The 22,729-nt window shown below is 35.7% G+C and carries 21 protein-coding genes; 13 read left to right on the plus strand and 8 right to left on the minus strand.

All coding sequences use genetic code 11. From position 1 onward, the window contains the following. The first annotated feature begins 10 nt into the window (after positions 1-10). The 4 genes from serB (at position 11) to CRV04_RS08215 (ending at position 5,086) form a co-directional block, all read left to right on the plus strand. Positions 11-631: a phosphoserine phosphatase SerB gene (gene serB / locus CRV04_RS08200; protein WP_228126512.1), complete on the plus strand. Its 621-nt coding sequence runs from the start codon at positions 11-13 to the stop codon at positions 629-631. Positions 632-640: 9 nt separating this feature from the next. Continuing rightward, positions 641-1,633, plus strand: coding sequence for a transaldolase (locus CRV04_RS08205; RefSeq protein ID WP_128996361.1), 993 nt, complete (start codon positions 641-643; stop codon positions 1,631-1,633). 12 nt (positions 1,634-1,645) lie between these two features. Beyond that, complete coding sequence (locus CRV04_RS08210; protein ID WP_128996362.1) at positions 1,646-3,652, plus strand: FIST N-terminal domain-containing protein; 2,007 nt, start codon at positions 1,646-1,648, stop codon at positions 3,650-3,652. 72 nt (positions 3,653-3,724) lie between these two features. Beyond that, positions 3,725-5,086, plus strand: a complete 1,362-nt coding sequence (locus CRV04_RS08215) for a class II 3-deoxy-7-phosphoheptulonate synthase (protein WP_128996363.1) — start codon at positions 3,725-3,727, stop codon at positions 5,084-5,086. A 22-nt stretch (positions 5,087-5,108) separates the two neighbouring features. Here CRV04_RS08215 and CRV04_RS08220 read toward each other — a convergent pair whose 3' ends face one another. The 3 genes from CRV04_RS08220 to tgt all read right to left on the minus strand — a co-directional run bounded on the left by CRV04_RS08220 (position 5,109) and on the right by tgt (position 7,101). Then, entirely contained in the window at positions 5,109-5,450 is a 342-nt protein-coding gene (locus tag CRV04_RS08220) for an arsenate reductase family protein (protein WP_128996364.1), read from the minus strand. Positions 5,451-5,611: 161 nt separating this feature from the next. Further along, positions 5,612-5,902 carry an Asp-tRNA(Asn)/Glu-tRNA(Gln) amidotransferase subunit GatC gene (gatC, locus tag CRV04_RS08225; RefSeq protein ID WP_128996365.1) on the minus strand — a complete coding sequence of 97 codons (291 nt, stop codon included), beginning with the start codon at positions 5,900-5,902 and terminating at the stop codon, positions 5,612-5,614. Positions 5,903-5,979: 77 nt separating this feature from the next. Beyond that, positions 5,980-7,101, minus strand: a complete 1,122-nt coding sequence (tgt, locus tag CRV04_RS08230; RefSeq protein ID WP_128996366.1) for a tRNA guanosine(34) transglycosylase Tgt — start codon at positions 7,099-7,101, stop codon at positions 5,980-5,982. A gap of 140 nt (positions 7,102-7,241) precedes the next feature. Between tgt and CRV04_RS08235 the strand changes: the two genes are divergently transcribed. From CRV04_RS08235 to CRV04_RS08270, 8 genes are all read left to right on the plus strand, one after another. Beyond that, positions 7,242-8,672, plus strand: a complete 1,431-nt coding sequence (locus CRV04_RS08235) for a COG3400 family protein (RefSeq protein WP_128996367.1) — start codon at positions 7,242-7,244, stop codon at positions 8,670-8,672. 24 nt (positions 8,673-8,696) lie between these two features. After that, entirely contained in the window at positions 8,697-9,833 is a 1,137-nt protein-coding gene (locus tag CRV04_RS08240; protein ID WP_128996368.1) for a succinyldiaminopimelate transaminase, read from the plus strand. Next, complete coding sequence (locus CRV04_RS08245) at positions 9,820-10,398, plus strand: hypothetical protein (RefSeq protein ID WP_128996369.1); 579 nt, start codon at positions 9,820-9,822, stop codon at positions 10,396-10,398. Before CRV04_RS08240 ends, CRV04_RS08245 begins: the two co-directional genes overlap by 14 nt. 9 nt (positions 10,399-10,407) lie before the next feature. Beyond that, positions 10,408-11,706, plus strand: a complete 1,299-nt coding sequence (murC, locus tag CRV04_RS08250) for a UDP-N-acetylmuramate--L-alanine ligase (RefSeq protein WP_128996370.1) — start codon at positions 10,408-10,410, stop codon at positions 11,704-11,706. A 54-nt stretch (positions 11,707-11,760) separates the two neighbouring features. Continuing rightward, positions 11,761-12,948, plus strand: coding sequence for a Na+/H+ antiporter NhaA (nhaA, locus tag CRV04_RS08255; RefSeq protein WP_128996371.1), 1,188 nt, complete (start codon positions 11,761-11,763; stop codon positions 12,946-12,948). A gap of 87 nt (positions 12,949-13,035) precedes the next feature. Further along, entirely contained in the window at positions 13,036-13,242 is a 207-nt protein-coding gene (locus tag CRV04_RS08260; protein ID WP_128996372.1) for a heavy-metal-associated domain-containing protein, read from the plus strand. Between the two features lies 1 nt (position 13,243). Beyond that, positions 13,244-13,609: an ArsR/SmtB family transcription factor gene (locus tag CRV04_RS08265; protein WP_128996373.1), complete on the plus strand. Its 366-nt coding sequence runs from the start codon at positions 13,244-13,246 to the stop codon at positions 13,607-13,609. Continuing rightward, positions 13,609-15,786, plus strand: coding sequence for a heavy metal translocating P-type ATPase (locus tag CRV04_RS08270; protein WP_128996374.1), 2,178 nt, complete (start codon positions 13,609-13,611; stop codon positions 15,784-15,786). The genes CRV04_RS08265 and CRV04_RS08270 overlap by 1 nt, the downstream gene beginning before the upstream one ends. Here CRV04_RS08270 and CRV04_RS08275 read toward each other — a convergent pair. Continuing rightward, the gene (locus CRV04_RS08275; RefSeq protein ID WP_128996375.1) at positions 15,781-16,554 is read right to left on the minus strand and encodes a DNA-processing protein DprA; all 774 of its coding nucleotides are present in this window, start codon (positions 16,552-16,554) and stop codon (positions 15,781-15,783) included. The two genes, CRV04_RS08270 and CRV04_RS08275, sit on opposite strands and share 6 nt — an antisense overlap. 151 nt (positions 16,555-16,705) lie before the next feature. Between CRV04_RS08275 and CRV04_RS08280 the strand changes: the two genes are divergently transcribed. Next, positions 16,706-17,728: a cytochrome-c peroxidase gene (locus tag CRV04_RS08280; protein WP_128996376.1), complete on the plus strand. Its 1,023-nt coding sequence runs from the start codon at positions 16,706-16,708 to the stop codon at positions 17,726-17,728. Positions 17,729-17,751: 23 nt separating this feature from the next. Here CRV04_RS08280 and CRV04_RS08285 read toward each other — a convergent pair whose 3' ends face one another. Genes CRV04_RS08285 through CRV04_RS08300 form a run of 4 tightly spaced genes read right to left on the minus strand, consistent with a single transcriptional unit; the run spans position 17,752 to position 22,716 of the window. Continuing rightward, on the minus strand, positions 17,752-18,765 hold the full coding sequence (locus CRV04_RS08285) for a divergent polysaccharide deacetylase family protein (protein WP_128996377.1): 1,014 nt from the start codon (positions 18,763-18,765) through the stop codon (positions 17,752-17,754). A gap of 48 nt (positions 18,766-18,813) precedes the next feature. After that, positions 18,814-19,836, minus strand: coding sequence for a ketol-acid reductoisomerase (ilvC, locus tag CRV04_RS08290; protein WP_128996378.1), 1,023 nt, complete (start codon positions 19,834-19,836; stop codon positions 18,814-18,816). A gap of 48 nt (positions 19,837-19,884) precedes the next feature. After that, positions 19,885-21,954 carry a PAS domain-containing sensor histidine kinase gene (locus CRV04_RS08295; protein ID WP_128996379.1) on the minus strand — a complete coding sequence of 690 codons (2,070 nt, stop codon included), beginning with the start codon at positions 21,952-21,954 and terminating at the stop codon, positions 19,885-19,887. Next, positions 21,955-22,716, minus strand: a complete 762-nt coding sequence (locus CRV04_RS08300; protein ID WP_128996380.1) for a substrate-binding domain-containing protein — start codon at positions 22,714-22,716, stop codon at positions 21,955-21,957. Positions 22,717-22,729: the final 13 nt, after the last annotated feature.

A 22,729-nucleotide genomic window follows, 5' to 3' on the forward strand; every position in this document is an offset into this window, starting at 1 on the left:
AGGATTTATGATGAAATTAGCCGTGTTTGATTTTGATTCAACATTAATGGATGGCGAAACAATTGATTTTTTAGCACAAGAGTTAGGAATTAAAGAGAAAGTAGCAAGAATAACTGAAGAAGCAATGTCCGGACGTTTAGATTTTTTTGAGAGTTTAACGACACGTGTGGCACTGCTTCAAGGGATGCCGTACCAAAAGGCGGTTGATATTTGTGCAGCACTTCCAGCAATGCCAGGAGCACAAGAGACGATTAAAGAGTTACAAAAAATGGGTTACAAAGTGGTCTGTTTTTCAGGTGGTTTTCGAATAGGAACACAACCTTTTAAAGAAAAATATGGCTTAGATGCAGATTTTTCAAACGTTCTTCACCAAAAAGATGGGCTTTTAACAGGTCTTATTGGTGGTGAGATGATGTTTGGATTTTCTAAAGGGGACATGCTTCAAAGAATGCAAGCGGTTATGGGAATTTCTGCAAAAGATACTTTGGTTGCAGGTGATGGAGCAAACGATGTCTCTATGTTTGCACATGCAGACAAACGTGTGGCATTTTGTGCGCACGATATTTTGAAAAAAGAGGCAAATATTGTGATTGAACAAAAAGATTTGACTCAAATTTTAGAGAAAATTTAAAGGAAACAGATGGCTTTAAAAGAGGATATTAATTTTTCACTTTGGTGTGATTTTATTGAGAGAGATTTCTTAGAGAATCAATTTAAAGAGTTGATTGACAAAGAGATTATTCATGGAGCTACTAGTAATCCTGCGATTTTTGAATCAGCTATTTCTAACTCAGTGGCGTATCGACAACAACTGGACATGCTTCAAGCCAATCCAGAAAAAGTGATTTATGAAGAGTTGGCCGTTACAGATATTAAACGAGCTTCTGAAATTTTAGCACCACTGCATGATGAAAATGCCGATGACGGGTTTATCTCAATTGAAGTAGACCCACTTTTATGTGATGATGAAAAAGGTACAATTGAAGAGGGACTTCGGCTTTTTAACACTATTGGAAATGATAATGTTATGATTAAAGTACCTGCAACTAAGGCTGGGTATGGAGCAATGAAAGCGTTAACTTCTCAAGGAATTCATGTCAATGCGACACTTATTTTCTCACCCCAACAAGCCATAGAGTGTGCTAAAGCATTGGATGAAGGAATTAAAGAGAGCAACAAAGACATCAAAGCAGTCATTTCTGTTTTTGTAAGTCGACTGGACAGAATGTGTGATCCACTTTTAGAGAGTAAAGGAATACCTACTTCAAAGCTTGGGATTATCAATGCAACGAAGTGTTATCATGAAGTCAATAAAATTAAAAACAGGAATATTCGAACACTCTTTGCAAGTACTGGAGTAAAATCTGAAGAGTTACCACAAAGCTACTATGTGGATAATCTTTTATATCCAAACTCCGTCAACACAGCACCTCTTTTAACCATTGAACATTGGGTGAATGATGGTCAAAAAGAGAAAAGCAAAATCATGACTGAAGAGCGTTGTGATGAATTTTTCAAAATTTTAGAAGAGAAAAATGTGAATATGAAAGCAGTTTATGATGATCTTTTAAAAGATGGTTTGGATGCTTTCAAAGACTCCTTTAAGGACTTGTTGTCTAAATTAGTATCATAAAAAAGGGTTTAAATGATCAATTGTTCGTTGAACTATAAAAACCATGAACAACTTAAAAACTTTATTAACGAACAATCGTGGAGTGAAGAAAAATCATTGTTGATTCAAGTTTTTACAGGCATCAATGAACATCGATTTATACAAATGCTTTTGAATGAACTGAATGCTTTATTGCCTCACGCCCAAATAATAGGAACGACCACTGCAGGAGAGATATCCCAAGAGGATATTTTAACGCATTCAACGGTTCTTTCTTTTACCTATTTTGAACACACCCATATAAAAACTTTTATTCAACCCAATGAGACTGCTTGCAGTTTTGAACTGGGACAAACGATGATGCAAAATATTGACAAAGAGCATCACAACCAGAAACTCAAAACAATCATTACCTTTACAGATGGTCTGAAGACCAATGGGGAAGAGTATTTAAATGGTATGAACAGTATTGATTCCAATATACCTATTGCAGGAGGAATGGCAGGAGACAATTCCCTGTTTACACAAACGTATGTTTTTGCAAAAAATACCATTGTTGAACAAGGTGCAGTGTGTGTGGCTTTGTATAACAATGATTTGCAAGTCTATATGGATTATAACTTCTCTTGGCAATCTTTGGGCAAAAGTCATGTGATAGAGAAATCTGAAAAAAACAGAGTCTATACCATTGATGGTATGAGTGCGATAGATTTTTATGCGTATTATTTGGGCGATGAGATTGCACAGATGTTGCCTTCTGTGGGAGTTGAATTTCCACTGGTGATTAAAAAAGATGGCCTGGATATTGCGCGAGCTGTGCTCAATCGTTTTGATGATGGCAGTTTGGGATTTGCAGGCAATATTCCCCAAGACAGTTTGGTTAAGTTTGGTTATGGGGATGTGCAAATGATTTTGCAACGAGGACTTTTTAAAGCCAAACAATTGATCAATCAACCCGTTGAAGCCATTTTTATCTACTCTTGTACTGCACGAAAAGCACTCTTGCAAGATGAAATTCGCCATGAAATTAAACCATTAAATCAAATAGCTCCTACCACAGGCTTTTTTACCTATGGGGAGTTTTATTATGGTAATAAATATGCACGACTTTTAAATCAAAGCATGACGATTTTAGCGCTTTCTGAAAGTGAGGATATACACCATATCGAGGAAGACTCTTTGCAAGTAAAAGTGGCTGAAAAAGAGCAATCCATGCATTTTTATAGAACACAAGCCCTTTCAAAACTGATCTCAAAAACCACCAAAGAGTTAGAAGAACTCAATGATACCTTGGAACAACGCGTACGTGATGAGGTTCGCAAAAGTTTGGAAAAAGATGAAGTGCTTTATGCTACAGCACGACATGCACAAATGGGTGAAATTCTTGATATGATTGTACACCAATGGCGACAACCACTGAATGTTTTCTCTGCGGGAGTAAGCTCTTTACAACTCTATCATAATATGGGGGTTTTAACAGATGAAGTTTTTAATCAAACCACCATGCAAGTTTTAAAAAACGTCGATTTTTTAAACAGTACCATTGAAGATTTCCGAGGCTTTTTTAAAAATACACAAGTTAAAGAGCGCATTGAGCCTTCAAAAATTTTGGATAAATGTTGTGTGTTGTTTGAATCGATGTTTAAGAAATTGGGCATTGAATTGCATCGTAAAGTTGAGTTTGATGAAACCTTTGAAGTGTGCAGCAGCGAACTCATACAAGTGGTGTTAAACATCTTTAAAAATGCGGTGGATGCTATTGAAGAGAATGATATTACTTCCCCCGTGATTGCATGTCGTGTCTATAAACAAAAGAACTGCTGTATTTTTGAAATCATGGACAATGCGGGGGGAATTCCACTGGATATTTTACCCAAAATATTTGATAAGCGTTTTACGACTAAAGGAGAAACTCATGGAACAGGAATTGGTCTTGATATGAGTAAAACGATTGTTGAAGAGCACTTACATGGCACTCTTACTGCTGGAAATGTGAAACAAGGTGCAGTTTTTACGATTACAATTCCGTTACATACATGAGCTTAAGCCTAGATTGAAATTAAGTAAGAATTGGTTAGAATATTTGCTTAATTAAACAAACAGAGGTATTTTATGATGAATTGGAATCCCAACAGTTGGAGAAACTTTCCAATAAAACAACAACCTATTTATACAGACTTGGACAAACTTAAAAAAGTTGAAGCCGAATTAAAATCATACCCACCACTTATTTTTGCAGGGGAAGCACTGAAATTAAAAGGTGATTTAGCAGATGTAGTAAACCGAAAAGCATTTTTACTTCAAGGTGGAGATTGTGCTGAGAGTTTTACCTCTTTTGATGCCAATAATATTAAAGATTTATTCAAAGTTATGATGCAAATGGCTGTCGTGTTGACGTTTTCAGGTGGATGCCCGATTGTAAAAGTGGGACGAGTAGCAGGACAATTTGCGAAACCCAGAAGTGCTGATTTTGAAGAGATCAATGGTATTTCACTGCCTTCATATCGAGGAGACATTGTCAATGGTGTTGATTTTGATGAAAAATCAAGGGTACCCAAAGCAAAGAAGTTGTTAAAAGCATACAATCAAAGTGCGGCAACACTGAACCTTCTTCGAGCATTTGCGCGAGGTGGAATGGCAGATTTAAATCAAGTACATTTATGGAATTTGGATTTTGTTAAAGGGAATGCTTTAGGTGAAAAGTATGAAGAGTTGGCCAATGAAATTTCAAAAACATTGAAGTTTATGAAAGCGTGTGGTATCACAAGTCAAAACACACCACAACTGAATCAAACAACACTTTATACCTCACATGAAGCACTTTTATTAAACTACGAAGAGGCACTGACACGACGTGATTCAATCACAGGTGATTGGTTCGATTGTTCTGCTCATATGTTATGGATTGGAGATCGAACACGAGGACTGAATGATGCACATATTGAGTATTTCAGAGGGATTAAAAACCCTATTGGGTGTAAAGTGGGACCATCAATGAAAGAGGATGAACTCATTGAACTTATTGATGCTTTGAACCCAGATAATGAAGCAGGGCGACTCAACTTGATTGTTCGAATGGGAGCTCAAAAAGTGGCAGATATTTTCCCAAATCTTTTACGAAAAGTAAAAGCAGAGGGGAAAAATGTATTATGGTCGTGTGACCCAATGCATGGAAATACCATCAAAGCAGACAACGGTTATAAAACTCGAGATTTTGAGGCGATTTTAAGTGAAGTAAAACAGTTCTTCCAAATCCATAAAGCTGAAGGTACGTATGCAGGTGGAATTCACTTAGAGATGACAGGGCAAAATGTAACTGAGTGTACAGGTTCATGCTCTTCAGCTATTACACAAGAGGGATTAGCAAGCAGATATCACACACAATGTGACCCAAGATTGAATGCAGACCAAGCATTGGAACTTGCTTTTATGATTGCCGATACGCTTAAAGAGGCGCGTTCTAACTTAGCATAACTTTAACAGAGAAAACTCTCTGTTAGAGAAATTTTTCTTTATAAAGCTCTTCATTAAATCCAATAACAACATCGTCATTAAACTCAATCACGGGTCGTTTTAAAAGCATAGGCTCTTTACATAACCACTCAAATTTTCCCTTTTCATCAAGGTTAAGTTCTTTGAGTTTTAAAGTTCGATATTTGGTTCCTTTTGAGTTAAAAGCGATATTAATATCGGTTTTATCCACCCAGTTTTCGATTTTGCTTGGTTCTGGTGTCTCTTTTTTAAAATCAAAGAACTCTACGTCCATGCCATTTTCTTTAAAAAATTTCAGTGCTTTTTGTACACTTCCACAGGTTTTAATTCCGTATACTGTAATCATCAATATCCTTTAAAAATGTCCCATTTTGAAAGGGACCTATAATCATATATGTCTACTTTTTTGCCTTCACTGTGTTCGTCACAAGACTACGCTATGAAGACCAATGGATGTAAAATCCATTTAAAAGTAGCAAAACCCTAAAGGGCTATATAAATAAAGCGTTACTCAATAATCTTTGGAACGATGAAGAATCCCTCTTCACTTTTGGGTGCATGTTTTACAATATGCTCTGAAACCTCCAAATCTTGTTTGGCAACATCTTCTCTTAAAGGTGTTCCACCTTCAACCGTTGTAAACGTGGCTTCAATGTGGCTTACATCAATCTCATTGAGGTTTTCAACGAAGTTAATGATGTCTCCAAGCTCTTGTTTTAGGCTCTCTTTTTTTGCATCATCAATCTCTAAACTTGAAAGTTTTGCCAGTTTTTCTATTGTTTTATCATCAATTGTCATCTTGTTTATCCCTTTAAAGGAGGATTCTTCTATTGTGAATCCGTCTTAATCAATTTTTTATTTTATCGAAAAGTAGTTTATTTGCTTCTTTTGGCGTAAAACTCTTTTTTAAACTCAGGCCATCTTTGCTGTAAAATAGCTTCTCGTGCTTGACGCATTAAATCCAAATAGTAGTGGATATTATGAATGGATGCCAGTCTAAAATAAGTGATTTCTCCCGCTCTAAAGAGGTGGTTTAAGTACGCTTTTGAGAAGTTCTTACAGGTATAACACTCGCACGTTTCATCAATAGGCTTTTCATCCTCTTTGAAGCACGCTTTTTTAATATTGACTCGACCAAAAGAGGTAAAGAGGGTTCCATTTCGTGCATTTCGTGTGGGCATAACGCAGTCAAACATATCCACGCCACGGTCAATGTTTTCAATCAAATCTTCAGGCGTTCCTACCCCCATTAAGTATCGAGGTTTGTCTGTTGGCATAAATTGTGTGGTCCACTCAACCGTGTCATACATATCTTCATTGGCTTCACCCACTGAAAGTCCACCAATAGCAAAACCATCATAATCTTCAAGTGCGCAAAGTTGCTGGGCACTGAGTTTTCGAAACTCCTTATCAATTCCCCCTTGAATAATGGCAAAGATATTTTGCTCTAGACCGATGCCTTTGGCTTGTTGCTCTTTGTGGTACTTTATGGCTTCTTGTGCCCATTTGGTCGTTCTCTCAATTGAGAGTTTGATACGCTCTTTGGTATTGGGTAAAGCAACCAAGTCATCTAAAATCATCATAATATCAGAACCCAAATCGTATTGCGTATCTAAAACACTTTGAGGTGTAAAGTAGTGTTTACTTCCATCAATGTGTGAACGAAACATGATTCCATTTTCATCTGGTTTTGAGTTATCACTGAGTGAAAAGGCTTGAAAGCCTCCCGAATCGGTTAAAAATGAGTTGGGAAATTTTGAAAATCCATGAAGTCCACCAAACTTTTTAATCAGTTTGCTTCCAGGGCGTAAGTAGAGGTGATAGGTGTTTCCCAAAATGATTTGAGCGCCTAATGAGAGCATATCATTGGCATCGAGTGCTTTGACCGTTGCTTGCGTTCCAACTGGCATAAATACAGGAGTTTGAATGGTACTGTGCGCCGTTTTAATCGTACAAGCACGTGCTTTGTTTTGCGTTGCATCAATGTTGAATTGCATTAAATTTATTGTCCTTTGTTTATCTAAAATTGTATTGTATCAAAAACTATATGTGTAATATATTTAGCATGAAACGCCATATTTCAAAATTGTGAATGGTTTTCAAATTGTTATCATAATATTTCGATATAATATCGCTTATGAAAAAGATACTCGTTATACTCGATGGTATTGTTGCAAAGAAGTTGCTTCACAGAATTGTGGAGTCCAATACTGGTGAAAATTACTATGATGTTATTTACATTAATGACCAAATTATGCCAGCAAAAAAACCATCTAATTTTACATTTTATAAGTTTGACCCCACTTCATTTTCAAAACTGGGAATGATTTTAGATAAAAACGTACACACAGAGGCTTTGATTGCGTTAAACTCAAAAGATGAGATGCTGAATGTTATTGAAAACATCAAGCGAAAAAAAGCCAACATGCAGATGAATGTTCTGGATTACTGGGGTATTGATTTGAAAGACCCGTATGTCAATATCTACAAAGGAATTGATGTCTTAGCCAATGGTATGATTGAAAGACTCCCTAATATTCCTGTGGTTGCACAAAACATTGGTTTGCGACAAGGGGAAATTATGGAGATACGAATTCCTTTTGGAAGTTCGTATGCCTATCGTTACATTGGTTCGATTGAACAAGTCGAGTGGAAAATCTTTGGTTTGTATCGCAATGATCGACTTATTGCTGTAAAGCCTTCATTGATTTTAAAACCCAATGATGTGATTTTGGTTATTGGAAAACCAAAAGTATTGATGCAAGTCTATAATGCAATGTCTAAAAACGAGGGTCAGTTTCCGATGCCATTTGGACATAATATCTATTTGTACTTGGATCTTGTGGCTCAAAAAGAGTATGAGGTCATTAAAGCCGTTAAAGAGGCAAAGTTTTTACATGAACGACTTAAAAACAGAGCTTTAATTGTCAAAGTGACTCGACCAACCAATGTGCATATTATGAATGCCATCAAAGAAGAGTTATTTGATGTAGAAGATGTGATTTTAGAGATTGACTACCATAGTTTGGGCTTTAAAAGAATCATATCGATGGATGTTAAAAAGTATGATGTGGGAATGTTTATGCTTTCATATGAACTCTTTAAAGATAAAGTACAAATGCGAGAGTTGATTACCTTGCGTATTCCTATTTTAAAACTGGGATTAGATAAAATTGAAAAAATCAAAGAGACCGTGGTGGTATTAGATGATAAGAAATCATATGAGCAGATTTCACCCATTGTATTTGATATTTCAACGCAAATTAAAACCAAAACAAAACTCTTTAACCTTGACCCAATAGGGGATGAAGAAGAGGATAAAACCGATATTTTAGATCACTTTGAGAATTTGGCAAAAATCTTTAACCAAAAGATTCAAATTGTTAATGATGAAAAGAACCCCATTCGAGTACTTAAAGAGCAACGAGATATTTTACAAATATTACCATTGAAGCAATCGATGTTTAAAAAGCGATATTTTTATGAATTTTTCTATACAAACTCCGATTTATTAGCGTTTGATTTATCGCGATTTAATCAGTTGCTTATACCAATTATTGAAGATTAGTTTTTTATATTTTAAAGGAAATAGATGAATTTTGAGACCTATCCGTTCGAGAAATTGAACGATTTGTTAGAAGATATTACCTCAAACAGTGAGTATGAGCTCAGCTCTTTGACCATTGGGGAACCACAATTTGATACCCCACAATTTATTCAAAGAAGTCTGCAAGACTCAAGCACTCTTTTAAACAAATACCCAAAAACAGCTGGGGAAGAGTACTTAAAAGATGCCATGCAGGGGTTTATTCAAAAACGATTTGGTGTGGAGTTGTCTGCTTCACAAATCATACCTACGTTTGGAACAAGAGAAGTACTCTTTAACTTTCCACAGTTTTATTTGTTTGATAAAACAAACCCAACGATTGCATTTACAAACCCTTTTTACCAAATTTATGAGGGTGCAGCCATTGCAAGTCGAGCAGAAATTATTCACATTGATTTAACCAAAGAGAATGATTTTCAACCCATTTTAGATGATGAAACACTTAAAAAATGTGATTTGGTGATTTTAAACTATCCAAATAACCCAACTTCTGCCAACATCTCAGTGGATGATTTGGCTACTTGGGTTAAAAAAGCCGTAGAGTTTGATTTTGTTTTAATCAATGATGAGTGCTACAGTGAGATTTACTTCGATGAAAACAACAAACCATGCTCAGTTTTAGAAGCCTCAATTAAAGCAGGGAACCCAACATTTAAAAATGTGTTGGCATTGAACTCTATTTCAAAACGAAGCAGTGCACCAGGTCTTAGAAGTGGATTTATTGCGGGAGATGAAGCACTGTTAAAAGAGTACATGAAGTATCGCACTTATGTGGGGTGTGCTTCTCCTATCCCTTTGCAAAAAGCTGCTGCAACGGCATGGAGTGATGAAGCACATGTAAAAGTATTTCAAGAAACCTATAAAGAGAACTTTGAAATTGCCAAAGAGTTATTGGGTGTTGAGATACCCCAAGCGACCTTTTACATCTGGTTGGAAGTCAAAGATGAGTTGAAATTTACGCAAGAACTCTACAAAGAAAAACACATCAAAGTGCTTCCAGGAAGCTTCTTAGGACGAAATGGTATGGGACAAGGGTATGTTCGAATCGCACTTGTTGAGAGTGCTCAAAAAACACGAAAAGTATTAACACGATTGAAGGATTTTATTGATGGACAAAGCTGAACTTCATGAAGCTCGTACCAATCCAGACTTTCTAAACTATTTAGAACAGACACGATTGGATGCGATTGAAACAGAGAATATTTCTGCGCTTTATGAGGTGCTTGACTCCATGTTGATTTTAGATTTAGATGAAGAGAAAATCAACAATGTCTATGAAAATATTTTAAAAATTTCATTTGAACAAATTGAGAAGATTGTCAATGCCAATAAAAAACTCAAACTGCAAAATGATGAGATTTTATATATCCGTTCTTTTTATGAGCATGCGATTGAAAAGTGGAGTTACAATGATTTTGAAGGGGCAAAAGAGTTCTTGTTTCTTTTGATTCATATCATTGAAGATGAAAAACTCATCAACGCCTTAACCGTACACTTTATTGCATGTTGCGATAAATTAGATTTAGATGGTTTCTATGAGACAAAAGTAGACACCAATGTGATGGATGTGGTGGAGCAGTATGGATACTTTATCATTCACTTTTTGTTTGATGAAGCAAGTTATATCAAAGAGCATGAAGCAGTGTTGAACGTTGAGTTTGCAAAACTCAAACATTTATTGGATTAAAGAGAGAAGATGAACATACATTTTGTTGGAATTGGGGGAATAGGCCTGTCTGCTTTGGCACGTTTTTTAAAGCATGATGGTCACACAGTAAGCGGGTCAGATATGAAAGCATCACCGTTGACAAAACAGTTAGAAGATGAAGGCATTAAAGTCAATATTCCACACGATGGAAGCGCAATAAATGCCCAAGATATTATCATCTACTCTGCAGCAGTCAAAGAGGACAACGCTGAACTTGTTGAAGCAAACAAACAGCAGATTAAAACCATCTCTCGAAAAGCAGCATTACCACTGATTTTAGGCGATAAAAAGAATTACTGTGTAGCTGGAGCGCATGGAAAGAGTACGACCACAGCGATACTGGCATCTATTTTAAACTCTTCGGCACTCATTGGGGCTATTTCAAAAGAGTTTGACTCAAACTTCAGATATGTGAATGATTTGGTTGCGTTTGAAGCAGATGAAAGTGATGGAAGTTTCCTTTTATCAAATCCATATTGTGCGATAGTTACAAATGCTGAACCAGAGCACATGGAGTACTATAAACACGATTTAAAAACCTTTCAAGATGCCTATCGACAGTTTTTAGATATTGCAAAAGTGCGTGTGATTAATGCAGAAGATGAACTCATGGCACAATTTTCTGATTTAGAAGCGACACGACTTTACCCTTCAAAAGATATCAGAAATATCTCATTTACACTGTGTGAAGGGGAACCGTATACAGCGTTTGAACTTAAAGATTTGGGTGAATTTAAAGTATGGGGATTTGGATACCATATTGCACTTGATGCCTCTTTGGCTATTTTAGCAGCACTTAACGAAATGGATTTACAGAGCATTAAAACCAATATTCAAAACTATCGTGGCATTAAAAAGCGATTTGATATTGTACAACGTACGAATGGTTTGGTTGTCATTGATGATTATGCACACCATCCAACAGAGATTAAAGCCACGATTAAATCAGTGAGTTTATACAGTGATTTAAAGAAAATGAATAAAACCGTTGTGATTTGGCAACCACATAAATATTCACGAACCATTGATAACCTTGCAGAGTTTAAAGAGTGTTTTCAAGGGGTGGATGAACTCATTATTCTTCCTGTGTACAGTGCAGGTGAAAAAGAGGTGAAAATTGACTTCCAAGAGGAGTTTAAACGTTATAACCCAATGTTTGCCGAGCGTATTGTTTCGCACAATGGAAAAGTAGAAATCTTAAGTAACAGTGGCATCATGAAGAGTTATGAGCACGGCTTGCTTGTAGGTGTTGGTGCAGGAGATATCACCTATCAGTTACGACCGTAATTGAAAATTTTATAAAAACATTGTACACTAAAGCAAAGACTTAAAAGGATCAATGTGAGAATTTTAGTTAAAGAGTTTATTAAAAAAGAGTCCTCTGCTGGGATTATTCTTATTTTTATAACATTCTTAGCTTTAAGCTTGCGAAATTCTCCTTTGTCTGAATATTACACCCTTATTTTATACACCAACGTGGAAGTCTATGTGGGAGAGTTACTCTCTTTAGAAAAACCTTTGGTGCTTTGGATCAATGATGGTCTCATGGCACTTTTCTTTTTGCTTATTGGACTTGAAATCAAACGTGAACTGCTTGCTGGACACCTTTCCAGTTTCTCTAAAATTGCACTGCCTGGATTTGCTGCTTTAGGTGGTATGCTTGTGCCTGCTTTGATTTTTATTGCCTTTAATCATGGAGATGAGTTTGCAATGCGAGGATGGGCAATCCCTACTGCCACAGACATCGCTTTTGCATTAGGGATTTTGTCGCTTTTAGGTGGGCGAATTCCTGCTTCTTTGAAAGTTTTTTTAATGGCATTGGCCATCATTGATGATATTGGTGCAATTATCATCATTTCTGTTTTTTATACCACCGAACTCTCTTATATTTCTATGCTTTTAGCCTTAGGCTGTTTTGTTATTTTGCTTATTATGAATAAGCTTAATGTGGTGCGAATTACAGCATATATTATCATAGGAATTATTCTTTGGATTTCTGTTTTAAAATCAGGAGTTCATGCCACACTTGCAGGCATTATCTTAGCTTTCACCATACCATTGAATGTGAAGCGTGAACATGAAAAACATATTTCACCTTCACGTATATTAGAGAAGAACTTGCACTTTTGGGTGGCTTACTTTGTCTTGCCTATCTTTGCTTTTATGAATGCAGGGGTGGATTTAAAAAGTATATCTGTGCAGGATTTTGTTAATCCTGTCTCTTTAGGGGTTATTTTAGGTCTGTTTTTAGGGAAACAAATTGGAGTAATGTTGTGTGTGTTTATTGCTGTGCGATTGCATTGGGCACAACTGCCCAAGTGTGTAACGTGGATGCAGATGTACGGTGTAGCAGTGCTCACGGGGATTGGATTTACCATGAGTCTGTTTGTCGATTCCTTGGCATATTACGACTCCAATGCATTTATGCACACAGATAAACTCTCTATTTTAATTGGTTCTTTGCTTTCTGGTGTGGTTGGATTTGTGATTTTAAGAATCGCAAAAAAACGTAAAGCGTGTAATATTTAAAACTTATTTTCTTTTTAAATATTGACTTCTCTTTTTTCATATGATAAAATTATCATATGAAAAAAACATCATATAGAAGGATACAGAGTGAAAAAAACTTATAAAGCCAATAATATTTCGTGTGGAAACTGCGCGAATATGATTAAAGCCTCTTTAACTGAAGAGTTTGGAGAAATCAGTGTGAACTTAGAGGCCAATCCAAAAGAGGTAACGGTGGAGATTAAAAACGAGGCTCAAGAGCAAAAATTCAAAGATGAGATGAAAGATATTGGATTTGATGTTATAGAAGAGTAGTATGAAAACAAAAGATGAAAAAAAGCTTGTGCGTTCATGTTGTGAAGGGGTGAGTTATATCTCAGATATTAATAAACAACTTCCAACAAACAATGAACTTATCAATATAACCAATGTATTTAAAGCATTGAGTGACCCAACTCGTGTGAAGATGTTGTATGCTCTAATGGAATATGAGATTTGTGTGGGGGAGATGTCCAATTTGCTTCAAATACCTCAATCGCATGTTTCACATCAATTGCGTATATTAAAGAAGTATGGTATTGTGGATTTTGAAAAAGATAAAAAAATGTCTTTTTATCACATCAAAGAGGAGTATATACGTGAACTCTTACAGTTCATGCTCAGTAAAAGAAAGGAGCCGTAATGTCAAAAGAGAAGATTCATTTGAATATTTCAGGAATGACGTGTGTGAACTGCTCAAATGGAATTGAAAAGTTTTTAAATAAAGATGCTGGAGTAAAAAGTGCACAAGTGAGTTTTGCATCCAGTGAGGGTGAGTTTACCATTGACACAGAACAAATCTCAAAAGAGAAACTCATCAGTAAAATTGAGCTTTTAGGATATGGGGTTCAAGAAGATTTCAAACATTTAGAAGCCGCACAACTTAAAGCCTTTACGAAACTTAAATATGTCTTTACGGTTTCGATGTCGTTAACCATTCTCATTTTTATTTTAGCCATGACCTCTTTGATTGCAGAGCCTTTAAATATGTATTTGGTGTTTGCTTTGGCTTCAATAGTACAGTTTTATTGCGGAAGCAGATTTTATACGCTTTCCTATAAAGCCCTTAAAAATAGAAATTATGACATGAATGTATTGGTCGCACTGGGAACAAGTGCAGCATATTTTTACTCTACTTTGGTGGTCTTTGCTCCTACACTTTTTCCTGAACATTTACGATTTGCTTATTTTGATGGCGCAGCTGTGATTATCACTTTTGTACTTTTAGGACGATACCTTGAAGAGTGTTCAAAACAAAAAGCGAGTGATTTTTTAAAGAAATTGATGACCTTAGCTCCAGAGATTGCCAATTTACTACAAGAAGATGGCAGTACAAAATCTGTGGATGTTAAAGAGCTTCAAATAGGCGATAAGGTTTTAGTCAAGTCGGGTGAAAAGATTGCCACAGATGGTGTGATTGTTGAAGGGAAAGCCGATGTGGATACTTCAATGATAACAGGGGAGTCGATGCCTGTATATAAAAGCATTGATGATGAGGTATTATCCGGAACACTCAATACCAATGGAGTGATAACTATTGAGGTATCAAAACTCTCAAACGATACCACGCTTTCAAAAATCATTCATCTTCTTAAATCTGCACAAAGCAAACAAATACCTATCAGCCGCTTTGCAGATAAGATTGCCAATATTTTTGTACCTACAGTGATTTCTTTATCGATTCTAACTTTTATTGTTTGGTCGTTAGTAGGAGATATGCAAAATGCCATTTTAGCCAGTATCAGTGTATTGATTATCTCTTGCCCATGCGCTCTAGGTTTAGCAACACCCATTGCAATTGTAAGTTCTGTGAGTAAAGGAGCCAATGAAGGAATCCTTATTAAAAATCCAGAGATTTTAGAGGTGATCAAAGAGATTAAATTTGCAGTGTTTGATAAAACAGGTACGGTTACAAAAGGTGAAATCAGTGTGGCTCAAACCAATGTGAGTAAAGAGTACTTCTCTTTGATTGGTTCCATTGAAAAATTAAGTGAACACCCCATATCAAAAGCCATTGTAAAGTATCTTAAAAACAATGATGTTGCAATGAATATGCATGTTGAAGATGTAGATATTTTTGTGGGGAAAGGCATAAAAGCCACCGTAGATGGAAAAACAGTTCTATTGGGAAATAAAAAACTTTTAGATGAGTATGCGATCAAGATTTCACAAGAACATTTGAATATGTATAAAAGCGAACTTGAAAGTGCCAATGGAGTTATTTTAGCTGCGATTGATGGTCAAAGTATTGGTTCTTTTTCACTGGAAGACCAGCTCAAAGATGACTCAAAGCAGATGATTGAACGGCTTAAAAAAATGGGCATCGAACCTATTTTACTCACGGGAGATAATGAAATCACTGCACACAATATCGCTTTACAGCTGGGAATTGAAAAGGTTTACAGTGAAGTGATTCCGACAGAAAAATATGGGGTGATAGAGCGTCTACAACAAGAGGGAAAAGTGATGTTTGTGGGTGATGGGATTAATGATGCACCATCCATTAAACAAGCCGATATTGGGGTGACGTTGAACTCAGGTGCAGATATCAGTAAAGATGCGGGAGATATTATCTTAGTGAACAATGAGATGCTCTCAGTGACTAAAAGCATTAACCTCTCTGCTGCCACCATGAAAATCATCAAACAAAATCTGTTTTGGGCATTTATTTACAATGCTTTAGGTATTCCAATTGCTGCAGGTATTTTATACCCAATTTGGGGTGTGATGCTTACTCCAATGTATGCTGGAATTGCAATGAGTTTTAGTTCCGTTACTGTGGTATTGAACTCTTTACGATTAAAATTTAAAAAATTATAGCAGTTGCACTCGACCGTTGATAATTTGAATCTCACCATTGAGTTCCGCTTCAAAGAGTTCTTTTTTGAACTCTTTAAGTGCCTCTTCATATAAAGGAGTACTTTTACAATAATTTAAAAAAGAGGATGAAGTTTGTAAAAAACTCTCTTTAGAACTGTAAGTTTGAACAAAAGCATCGATGTCGTAAATCGCTTGAGCTAACCCTTCCTTTAAAAGATAGTTTGTGCCTTCACTTTGTCCAATTTGATGAGGCAGAACATAAATAGGCTTTTGCATCTTCAGAGCAAACTCCACACTTCTCATACTGCCACTTTTTAAATCACACTGAGTGACAACCAAGCATTCTCCCAAAGCAACAACGACTTCATTTCTTTGAACGAAACTGTAAGGTGTGGCTTCGTAATTGGGTTCAAATTGACTCATAACCAAAGCAGTGTGCTCTAACTCTTCAATAAGCTTTTTGTTTATTTTGGGATATCTGTGATTAATACCACAAGGACTTATCATAATGGTGTATGGCTTACTTGCTTTATGGGCAATGGCATCTACACCCATGGCACCGCCACTGACTACTGTTGTATTGGCTTGAGCTAATTTATTACTAAGTTGAAAGGTGAAATTTTTGGTATATTGATTGGGATGACGGGTGCCTACCACAGAGACTTTTTGTGATTGTAAAAGTTCAATATTGCCTTTATAATAGAACATTTCAAGGGGATTGGTCATCTGTTGTAACTCTTCAAGAGTATGGTGGATTTGTTGATACATGTGAACTCCTGAATTATTATAACTTTATTCCCATAAGATTACAAAAATGTAACTTTGTTATGTTATACTAGAGTATAAATATTTTATAATAATTATTTTCTTTTAATAAAACTTATTCTATAATTGTACATCTCAAAATTAAGGAGAAGAGATGAAAACAACAAAAATAGTAAGCACACTGTTATTAGTGTCAAGTTTTGTTTGTGCAGATGCACTTGTAGAAAAAGTAAAAAAAAGTGGGATTAAAGCAATTCCACAAAGTCAACATGAACTTCTTACCATTATTGATGATAAGAAAGACCCAATTACCAGTGAAAAAGTAGAGTTAGGTAAAAAACTCTATTTTGATCCACGACTTTCACGAAGTAATTTAATCAGCTGTAATACATGTCACAACTTAGCTCTGGGGGGAGCAGACGGTATCAGTGCGGCAATTGGTCATAAATGGACAGCCAATCCTCATCATTTAAATTCACCCACAGTATACAACTCAGTCTTTTTTGATGCTCAGTTCTGGGATGGGCGAAGTGCTCACTTAGCTGACCAAGCTCAAGGTCCTGTTCAAGCAGGTCCAGAAATGGCTTCGCCTAAAGAGCTAGTGGAACAAAGAGTGAACTCTATTCCTGCATACGTGGAAGAGTTCAAAAAAGCGTATGGGGATAAAGTGGATGTAAACTTCGAGCGAATTACATCAACGATTGCAATTTTCGAAAAAACATTGGTTACACCTTCAAGATTTGACCAATTTTTAAATGGAAATGCCAATGCTTTGACAAAAGCTGAGAAAAAAGGTCTCAATACTTTTATTGATAAAGGGTGTGCCTCTTGTCATAATGGTATTGCATTAGGTGGAACACTTCAACCGTTTGAAATAGCGGCTAAGTATAAATTTTCTGAAGTGGGAGATTTTAAAGGTAATGCTAATGGTATGGTAAAAACACCAACACTGAGAAACATTACTGAAACAGGTCCTTATTTCCATAATGGTGCTATCTGGTCTTTAACTGAAGCAGTTAAAGAGATGGGTTCTGTACAATTAGGAATTAACATCAGTGATAAAGAAGCCGGGGAAATTGTAACGTTCTTAAACTCTTTAACAGGAGAGAAACCTACAATTACCTATCCAATTCTTCCAGCAAGTACGGATAAAACTCCAAAACCTTCATTTGATTAGTCAGACTAAAAGCCTTCGGGCTTTTAGTTTATCGGCAACTCATTGATATAAACAACATCTAAATCTTTTAATAAATCTTTTGACTCTTTTAGAACTTGAATCGTAATGGAATGTGGATGTCCAATGGCAATAGCATAACCACTTTTTTTCGCAATGGCGATTGCTTTTTTGAGTTGACCTTGAATGTAATCATATTTTAACTCATTATCTAAAAAGATATTACGTGCTAAAAAGGGTACACCATATTTGGTTGCATACTCTTTTGCAACGGTTTTTGCTGTGGTTCGACTGTCTAAGAACGAAAAATTATATTTTTTAAGTGCTCTGAACAGTTTGTCCATTGAATCATGGTCGGATGTGAATTTACTTCCGGTGTGATTGTTTGTAAAAACAGCTTCTGGATAAAACTCTCTTATGGCTTTTACACGTTGTTCAATTTTTTCATAACTGTCCCCAATATGCAAAGTGTTCGCTTCTTCAAATTTAAAGCTGTTGGCTTGCATTGGAAAATGTATCATATAAAAAGGAAGATTTTGTGCAATTTTCGCAGAATTTGGATGTGTTTTTGTAGGTGGCATAAAAGACATGTTTACTTTGTAATTAATGTTTTGTAAGTTTTTTACTTGTGATTTTAAGGTCACATCGTCAATCACAATGGCAATTTTAGGCTTATCACTTTTAGTTGTTGCTTTTGGTTGTTCAGGGTTTATTACAGAAGGTTTTTCTGTTGGTAAAACAGGTTCATGCGTGTAATCTTTTTTCAGTTCATCTGTGTACTCTTCAAATGCTTTTTCAACATGGGTTAATTCTTCTTGAATCTTTTGAGTTACAGAAGGTTTTTTAACGGTTGTTTTTTTTTGAGTTTCAGTTTTTGTTTGTGAAGTGGTTTGTTTGTCTTGTAAAATAAAGTAGTAACTTATGATAGTGACACTCAGTGTAATCACCAGAATCAGTAAAATAATATTAATGATTTTTAATTTTGTATGATTTTGATTTTTTTTTGCGGTTGTTTTTTTTCTAGTTTTTCTTTTTGCCATTCAGTGCCGTTTGAGATATTGCGAGGCGCATTGCCTCACAATAAGAAATTAGTTTTTGTCTTGTTGAACGATTTTTTTAGCTGCAATCCATGGCATCATAGATCTTAATTGTGCACCTGTTTGCTCAATTAAAGAAGCTTTAGAGTTCTTTCTTTCAGCGTTCATTCTTGGGTATCCTGCTTGACCTTCTAAGATAAAGTCTTTAGCAAATCTTCCGTCTTGAATCTCTTTTAAAAGTTCTCTCATTGCTTGTTTAGACTCATCATTGATAACTCTTTTTCCAGCAATATAATCACCGTACTCAGCAGTATTAGAAATAGAATATCTCATATCTGCAATACCACCTTCATACATTAAGTCAACGATTAATTTTAACTCATGTAAACACTCGAAGTATGCCATCATTGGGTCATATCCAGCTTCAGTTAATGTCTCAAATCCAGCTTGAACTAATGCAGTCGCGCCACCACATAATACAGCTTGCTCACCGAAAAGATCCGTCTCTGTTTCGTCTTTGAAAGTAGTTTCAATAATTCCAGTTCGACCACCACCAATTGCTGAAGCGTATGCTAAAGCAACGTCTTTAGTATCTCCAGAAGCGTCTTGGTGAATTGCGATTAAGTCAGGAATTCCCCCACCTTTAGTAAACTCAGAACGTACTGTATGACCTGGAGCTTTAGGAGCAACCATCATTACGTTTGTGTTTGCATCAGGAGTGATTCTTCCGTAGTGGATGTTAAATCCGTGTCCAAATGCTAAGTAAGCACCATCTTTAAGATTTGGCTTAATTTCGTTTGCATAGATGTCTGCTTGATTTTCATCTGGTAATAAAATCATTACTACATCTGCCTTAGCTGTAGCTTCTGCAACAGTTAAAGTTTCAAAACCTTTAGCTTCAGCTTTTGCCCAAGAAGATCCACCTTTTCTAAGACCTACGATAACTTCAACACCAGAGTCTCTTAAGTTTTCTGCGTGTGCGTGTCCTTGAGAACCAAAACCAATCATTGCAACTTTTTTAGATTTGATTAAATCGATGTTACAATCTTTGTCATAATAAACGTTTAATGCCATTATCATTTCCTCTAAATATAATTTTAGGTGGATTATAACGAAAGGAAACTAAATTTTAGGTAATGTTATTTTAAAGCAAGCGCCCGTATATTTTTCGCCTGAAAACTCATTGGTTTCGTTATAGACGGTGATAAGTCCTTTGAGGTGTTTTTCGATGATGTCTTTGCTGATATAAAGCCCAATACCAGTTCCTTGACTTTGGTGTTTGGTTGTAAAGTATGGGTCAAAAATTTTATCGATGACCTCTTTTTTAATCCCCCCTGCGTTGTCTACTATTTCAATGATATGCATTTCTTCTTGAGTATAAGCACGGATTTTTACAAATTTTTTCTCAACTTTGTTCTCTATAAGCGCATCTTTGGAGTTGGTTAAAAGATTTAAAAAGACTTGTGAAAGCTCATTGGGAAGCCCAAACGATTCTAAATTTTGATTTTCATACTCTTTGATGATTTCAATACGTTGGTTTTTATACGTTGCATGTGTGATGTTGATGGTTTTTTCCATGACATCTAAAATATCAATATTTACGAGTTGTTTATCTTGTTTAAAGAAGCTTCTAAAATCTTCAATGGTGTGGGTTAAAAAATCAACATATTTCATGATGTCTGAGTAGGATTTGTCCACATCCTCTTGCGAAGCAATCTGGATTTGTCGTTGCAGTTGCATGGCTGACACGGTTGAAGAGATTGCACTTAAGGGTTGTCGCCATTGGTGTGCAATATTACCAATCATCTCTCCCATCGAAGCAAAGCGGGATTGTTGGATAAGTTGTTTATCTCTTTGACGGTTAATCTCAACCTCTTTTTTGATACGTTGTTCGAGGTTATCATTGAGTTTTTTAAGTTCATTGGTCTTTTTATTGACCATGCCTTCAAGGTTATCATTGAGCGATTTGAGTTTGGTTTGAGCATAAATAAGCTCAGTAATATCGTTGAGTGAAACCACCACAATAAAATTCTCTTTATCGATGTAATTCTTTTTTGCTGTGATGGTAAAATAGTGCAGTTCATGACCTTTGTACATGGCAACTTTATGAATTCGATTAGGGGTTTCAAGAATGTATTCATACCATTTTTTTCCCTTCCCATAATCTTTGTCTGTGATATATTCATCGTTGTTGAGATTTTCAAAATAATCACAAATACATGCATGTTTTTTCTTAAAGTCTTCAAAACTGTCATAGCCTTCAAAAAAATCAATGAGTGCTTCATTGGAATCGATCATTTTCTCTCCATCACTGACAACAACAATATTGGGTTGTGAATCCAAAATACCCCGAATAAATTTCTCTTGACGTTTAAGGTCAAACATGCTATTAGCAAGTTCTTCATTGAGGTTTTGCAGTTTTTTACTGTTTTGGTGTATCTGTTTGGCAATGATGTATCCCAATAAAATCACACATAAAACAATGACTAAAACCGTCAAAATCTCAATATACAAGTAGAAACTTTTCTCTTTTAAAATATTTTCTTCAAGCTTGGCTAATTCAATCTCCCCTTCATACAAAAGTCGACTGGTGTTTTCGCTCATTCGTGTAAAATATGCAGGTGTGGTTTTATAAAAACGTTTGATTTCCCGAGAGTATTCAAAATACTTCTCTTTGTCATTGAGTTGTAAAAAACTGTCTCTTTTTTGCACCAAATGCGTCAGCATTTGAGTCATTTCAACCAACTCTTCAATTTTAGGTCGAATATCAATGGTTTCAAGTGAAATATTGTGCGATACATTTTCATAAGTGATGGTTTTTGTGGTTTTAAGATGCCCCGTGATATTGAGTTTAATCTCTCGTGTAAACTCTCCACCATGTTCTAAAATATTTAAAATTTCGCGTATGATACTGATACGATGGTTGATTTTATCTATGATAAGAAGACGCCCTTTTTCATTGGATGTGGTCGTAGCTAATTCATAAAAATCAGCACGTATTTTATACAAATCTGTAACGATGTATTCGCCCAGTTGTATTTTTGCTTTGAGGTTATCGGTTTTTTTATCGAGTTTATCAATGAGTTTTATAAACACAAGATGAATAGAAATGAGCAGTAAAATACCAACAAAAAATACACTTAAAAGCAGAATGAGTTTTTTGAGTGTTAATGTAAGTGTATTTTGTATCATTTATAAAAATCCATATTTTTTCATGATGGCTTGACCCTCTTTGGAAGCTGCGAAATTGATAAAATCACGGGCAATCTCTTTGTGTTGTGAAAAACTGAGCAGATTGATTACAAGTTTTTTTTTCGAAGCAATCTCTTCGGGCAATTCAAGGACGTCAATGTGTTGATTGTTTTCAGGCCAAAATGCAGTAGCTCGCCAGTTGATGGTTAAATCCGCTTTTTTTTCAATCAACGCTTTATTTAAATTACGAGAATCTGTCCCAATTTGGGACGCATTGTCAAAGACTTTATAAAAAAAGGCTTCGTCTTTATAAGTAACCAGACTCTTTTTTGTCATACGTCCAATACTTCCACTGTTGGGATCACATAAAATTACAGAGAGGTCCTGTCTTATCAAGTCATCTAATCCTTGTATATGCAAAGGGTTGCCTTTTTGTACAAAAAGAGCTGCTTGATTGTATCCAATGTATTTAGAGTCCAATAAGAAACCATCTTTTAAATTGTTTTTTCGGTATGAGTCACTTCCAGGGAGGTAAAGATCCCCTTTTTGACTAAATTTGAGAGCATCGTAAAGGTCTTTGGAACCACCTTGTGAGATTTTAATTTCACAATTGTGTTTTTTTTCGATGATTTTTGCCATTTCTGTAATGGGTTTGACCATGGTAATACCACAATAAAAAATGAGTATGGATTTGTCATGAGCAAAGGTGTTTGTTGAGAAGTACAAAAAGCTGATCATAGAAAATAACAGTCGTTTGAACATTACAGACCCCTTA

The organism is Candidatus Marinarcus aquaticus (genome assembly GCF_004116335.1).
Lineage (GTDB): Bacteria > Campylobacterota > Campylobacteria > Campylobacterales > Arcobacteraceae > Marinarcus > Marinarcus aquaticus.

Excerpts from the sequence above, each read along its gene's own strand:
- serB (WP_228126512.1), top strand. The coding sequence starts at position 11 with ATGAAATTAGCCGTGTTTGATTTTGATTCAACATTAATGGATGGCGAA.
- CRV04_RS08205 (WP_128996361.1), top strand. The coding sequence starts at position 641 with ATGGCTTTAAAAGAGGATATTAATTTTTCACTTTGGTGTGATTTTATT.
- CRV04_RS08210 (WP_128996362.1), top strand. The coding sequence starts at position 1,646 with ATGATCAATTGTTCGTTGAACTATAAAAACCATGAACAACTTAAAAAC.
- CRV04_RS08215 (WP_128996363.1), top strand. The coding sequence starts at position 3,725 with ATGATGAATTGGAATCCCAACAGTTGGAGAAACTTTCCAATAAAACAA.
- CRV04_RS08220 (WP_128996364.1), bottom strand. The coding sequence starts at position 5,450 with ATGATTACAGTATACGGAATTAAAACCTGTGGAAGTGTACAAAAAGCA.
- gatC (WP_128996365.1), bottom strand. The coding sequence starts at position 5,902 with ATGACAATTGATGATAAAACAATAGAAAAACTGGCAAAACTTTCAAGT.
- tgt (WP_128996366.1), bottom strand. The coding sequence starts at position 7,101 with ATGCAATTCAACATTGATGCAACGCAAAACAAAGCACGTGCTTGTACG.
- CRV04_RS08235 (WP_128996367.1), top strand. The coding sequence starts at position 7,242 with ATGAAAAAGATACTCGTTATACTCGATGGTATTGTTGCAAAGAAGTTG.
- CRV04_RS08240 (WP_128996368.1), top strand. The coding sequence starts at position 8,697 with ATGAATTTTGAGACCTATCCGTTCGAGAAATTGAACGATTTGTTAGAA.
- CRV04_RS08245 (WP_128996369.1), top strand. The coding sequence starts at position 9,820 with ATGGACAAAGCTGAACTTCATGAAGCTCGTACCAATCCAGACTTTCTA.
- murC (WP_128996370.1), top strand. The coding sequence starts at position 10,408 with ATGAACATACATTTTGTTGGAATTGGGGGAATAGGCCTGTCTGCTTTG.
- CRV04_RS08265 (WP_128996373.1), top strand. The coding sequence starts at position 13,244 with ATGAAAACAAAAGATGAAAAAAAGCTTGTGCGTTCATGTTGTGAAGGG.
- CRV04_RS08270 (WP_128996374.1), top strand. The coding sequence starts at position 13,609 with ATGTCAAAAGAGAAGATTCATTTGAATATTTCAGGAATGACGTGTGTG.
- CRV04_RS08275 (WP_128996375.1), bottom strand. The coding sequence starts at position 16,554 with ATGTATCAACAAATCCACCATACTCTTGAAGAGTTACAACAGATGACC.
- CRV04_RS08280 (WP_128996376.1), top strand. The coding sequence starts at position 16,706 with ATGAAAACAACAAAAATAGTAAGCACACTGTTATTAGTGTCAAGTTTT.
- CRV04_RS08285 (WP_128996377.1), bottom strand. The coding sequence starts at position 18,765 with ATGGCAAAAAGAAAAACTAGAAAAAAAACAACCGCAAAAAAAAATCAA.
- ilvC (WP_128996378.1), bottom strand. The coding sequence starts at position 19,836 with ATGGCATTAAACGTTTATTATGACAAAGATTGTAACATCGATTTAATC.
- CRV04_RS08295 (WP_128996379.1), bottom strand. The coding sequence starts at position 21,954 with ATGATACAAAATACACTTACATTAACACTCAAAAAACTCATTCTGCTT.
- CRV04_RS08300 (WP_128996380.1), bottom strand. The coding sequence starts at position 22,716 with ATGTTCAAACGACTGTTATTTTCTATGATCAGCTTTTTGTACTTCTCA.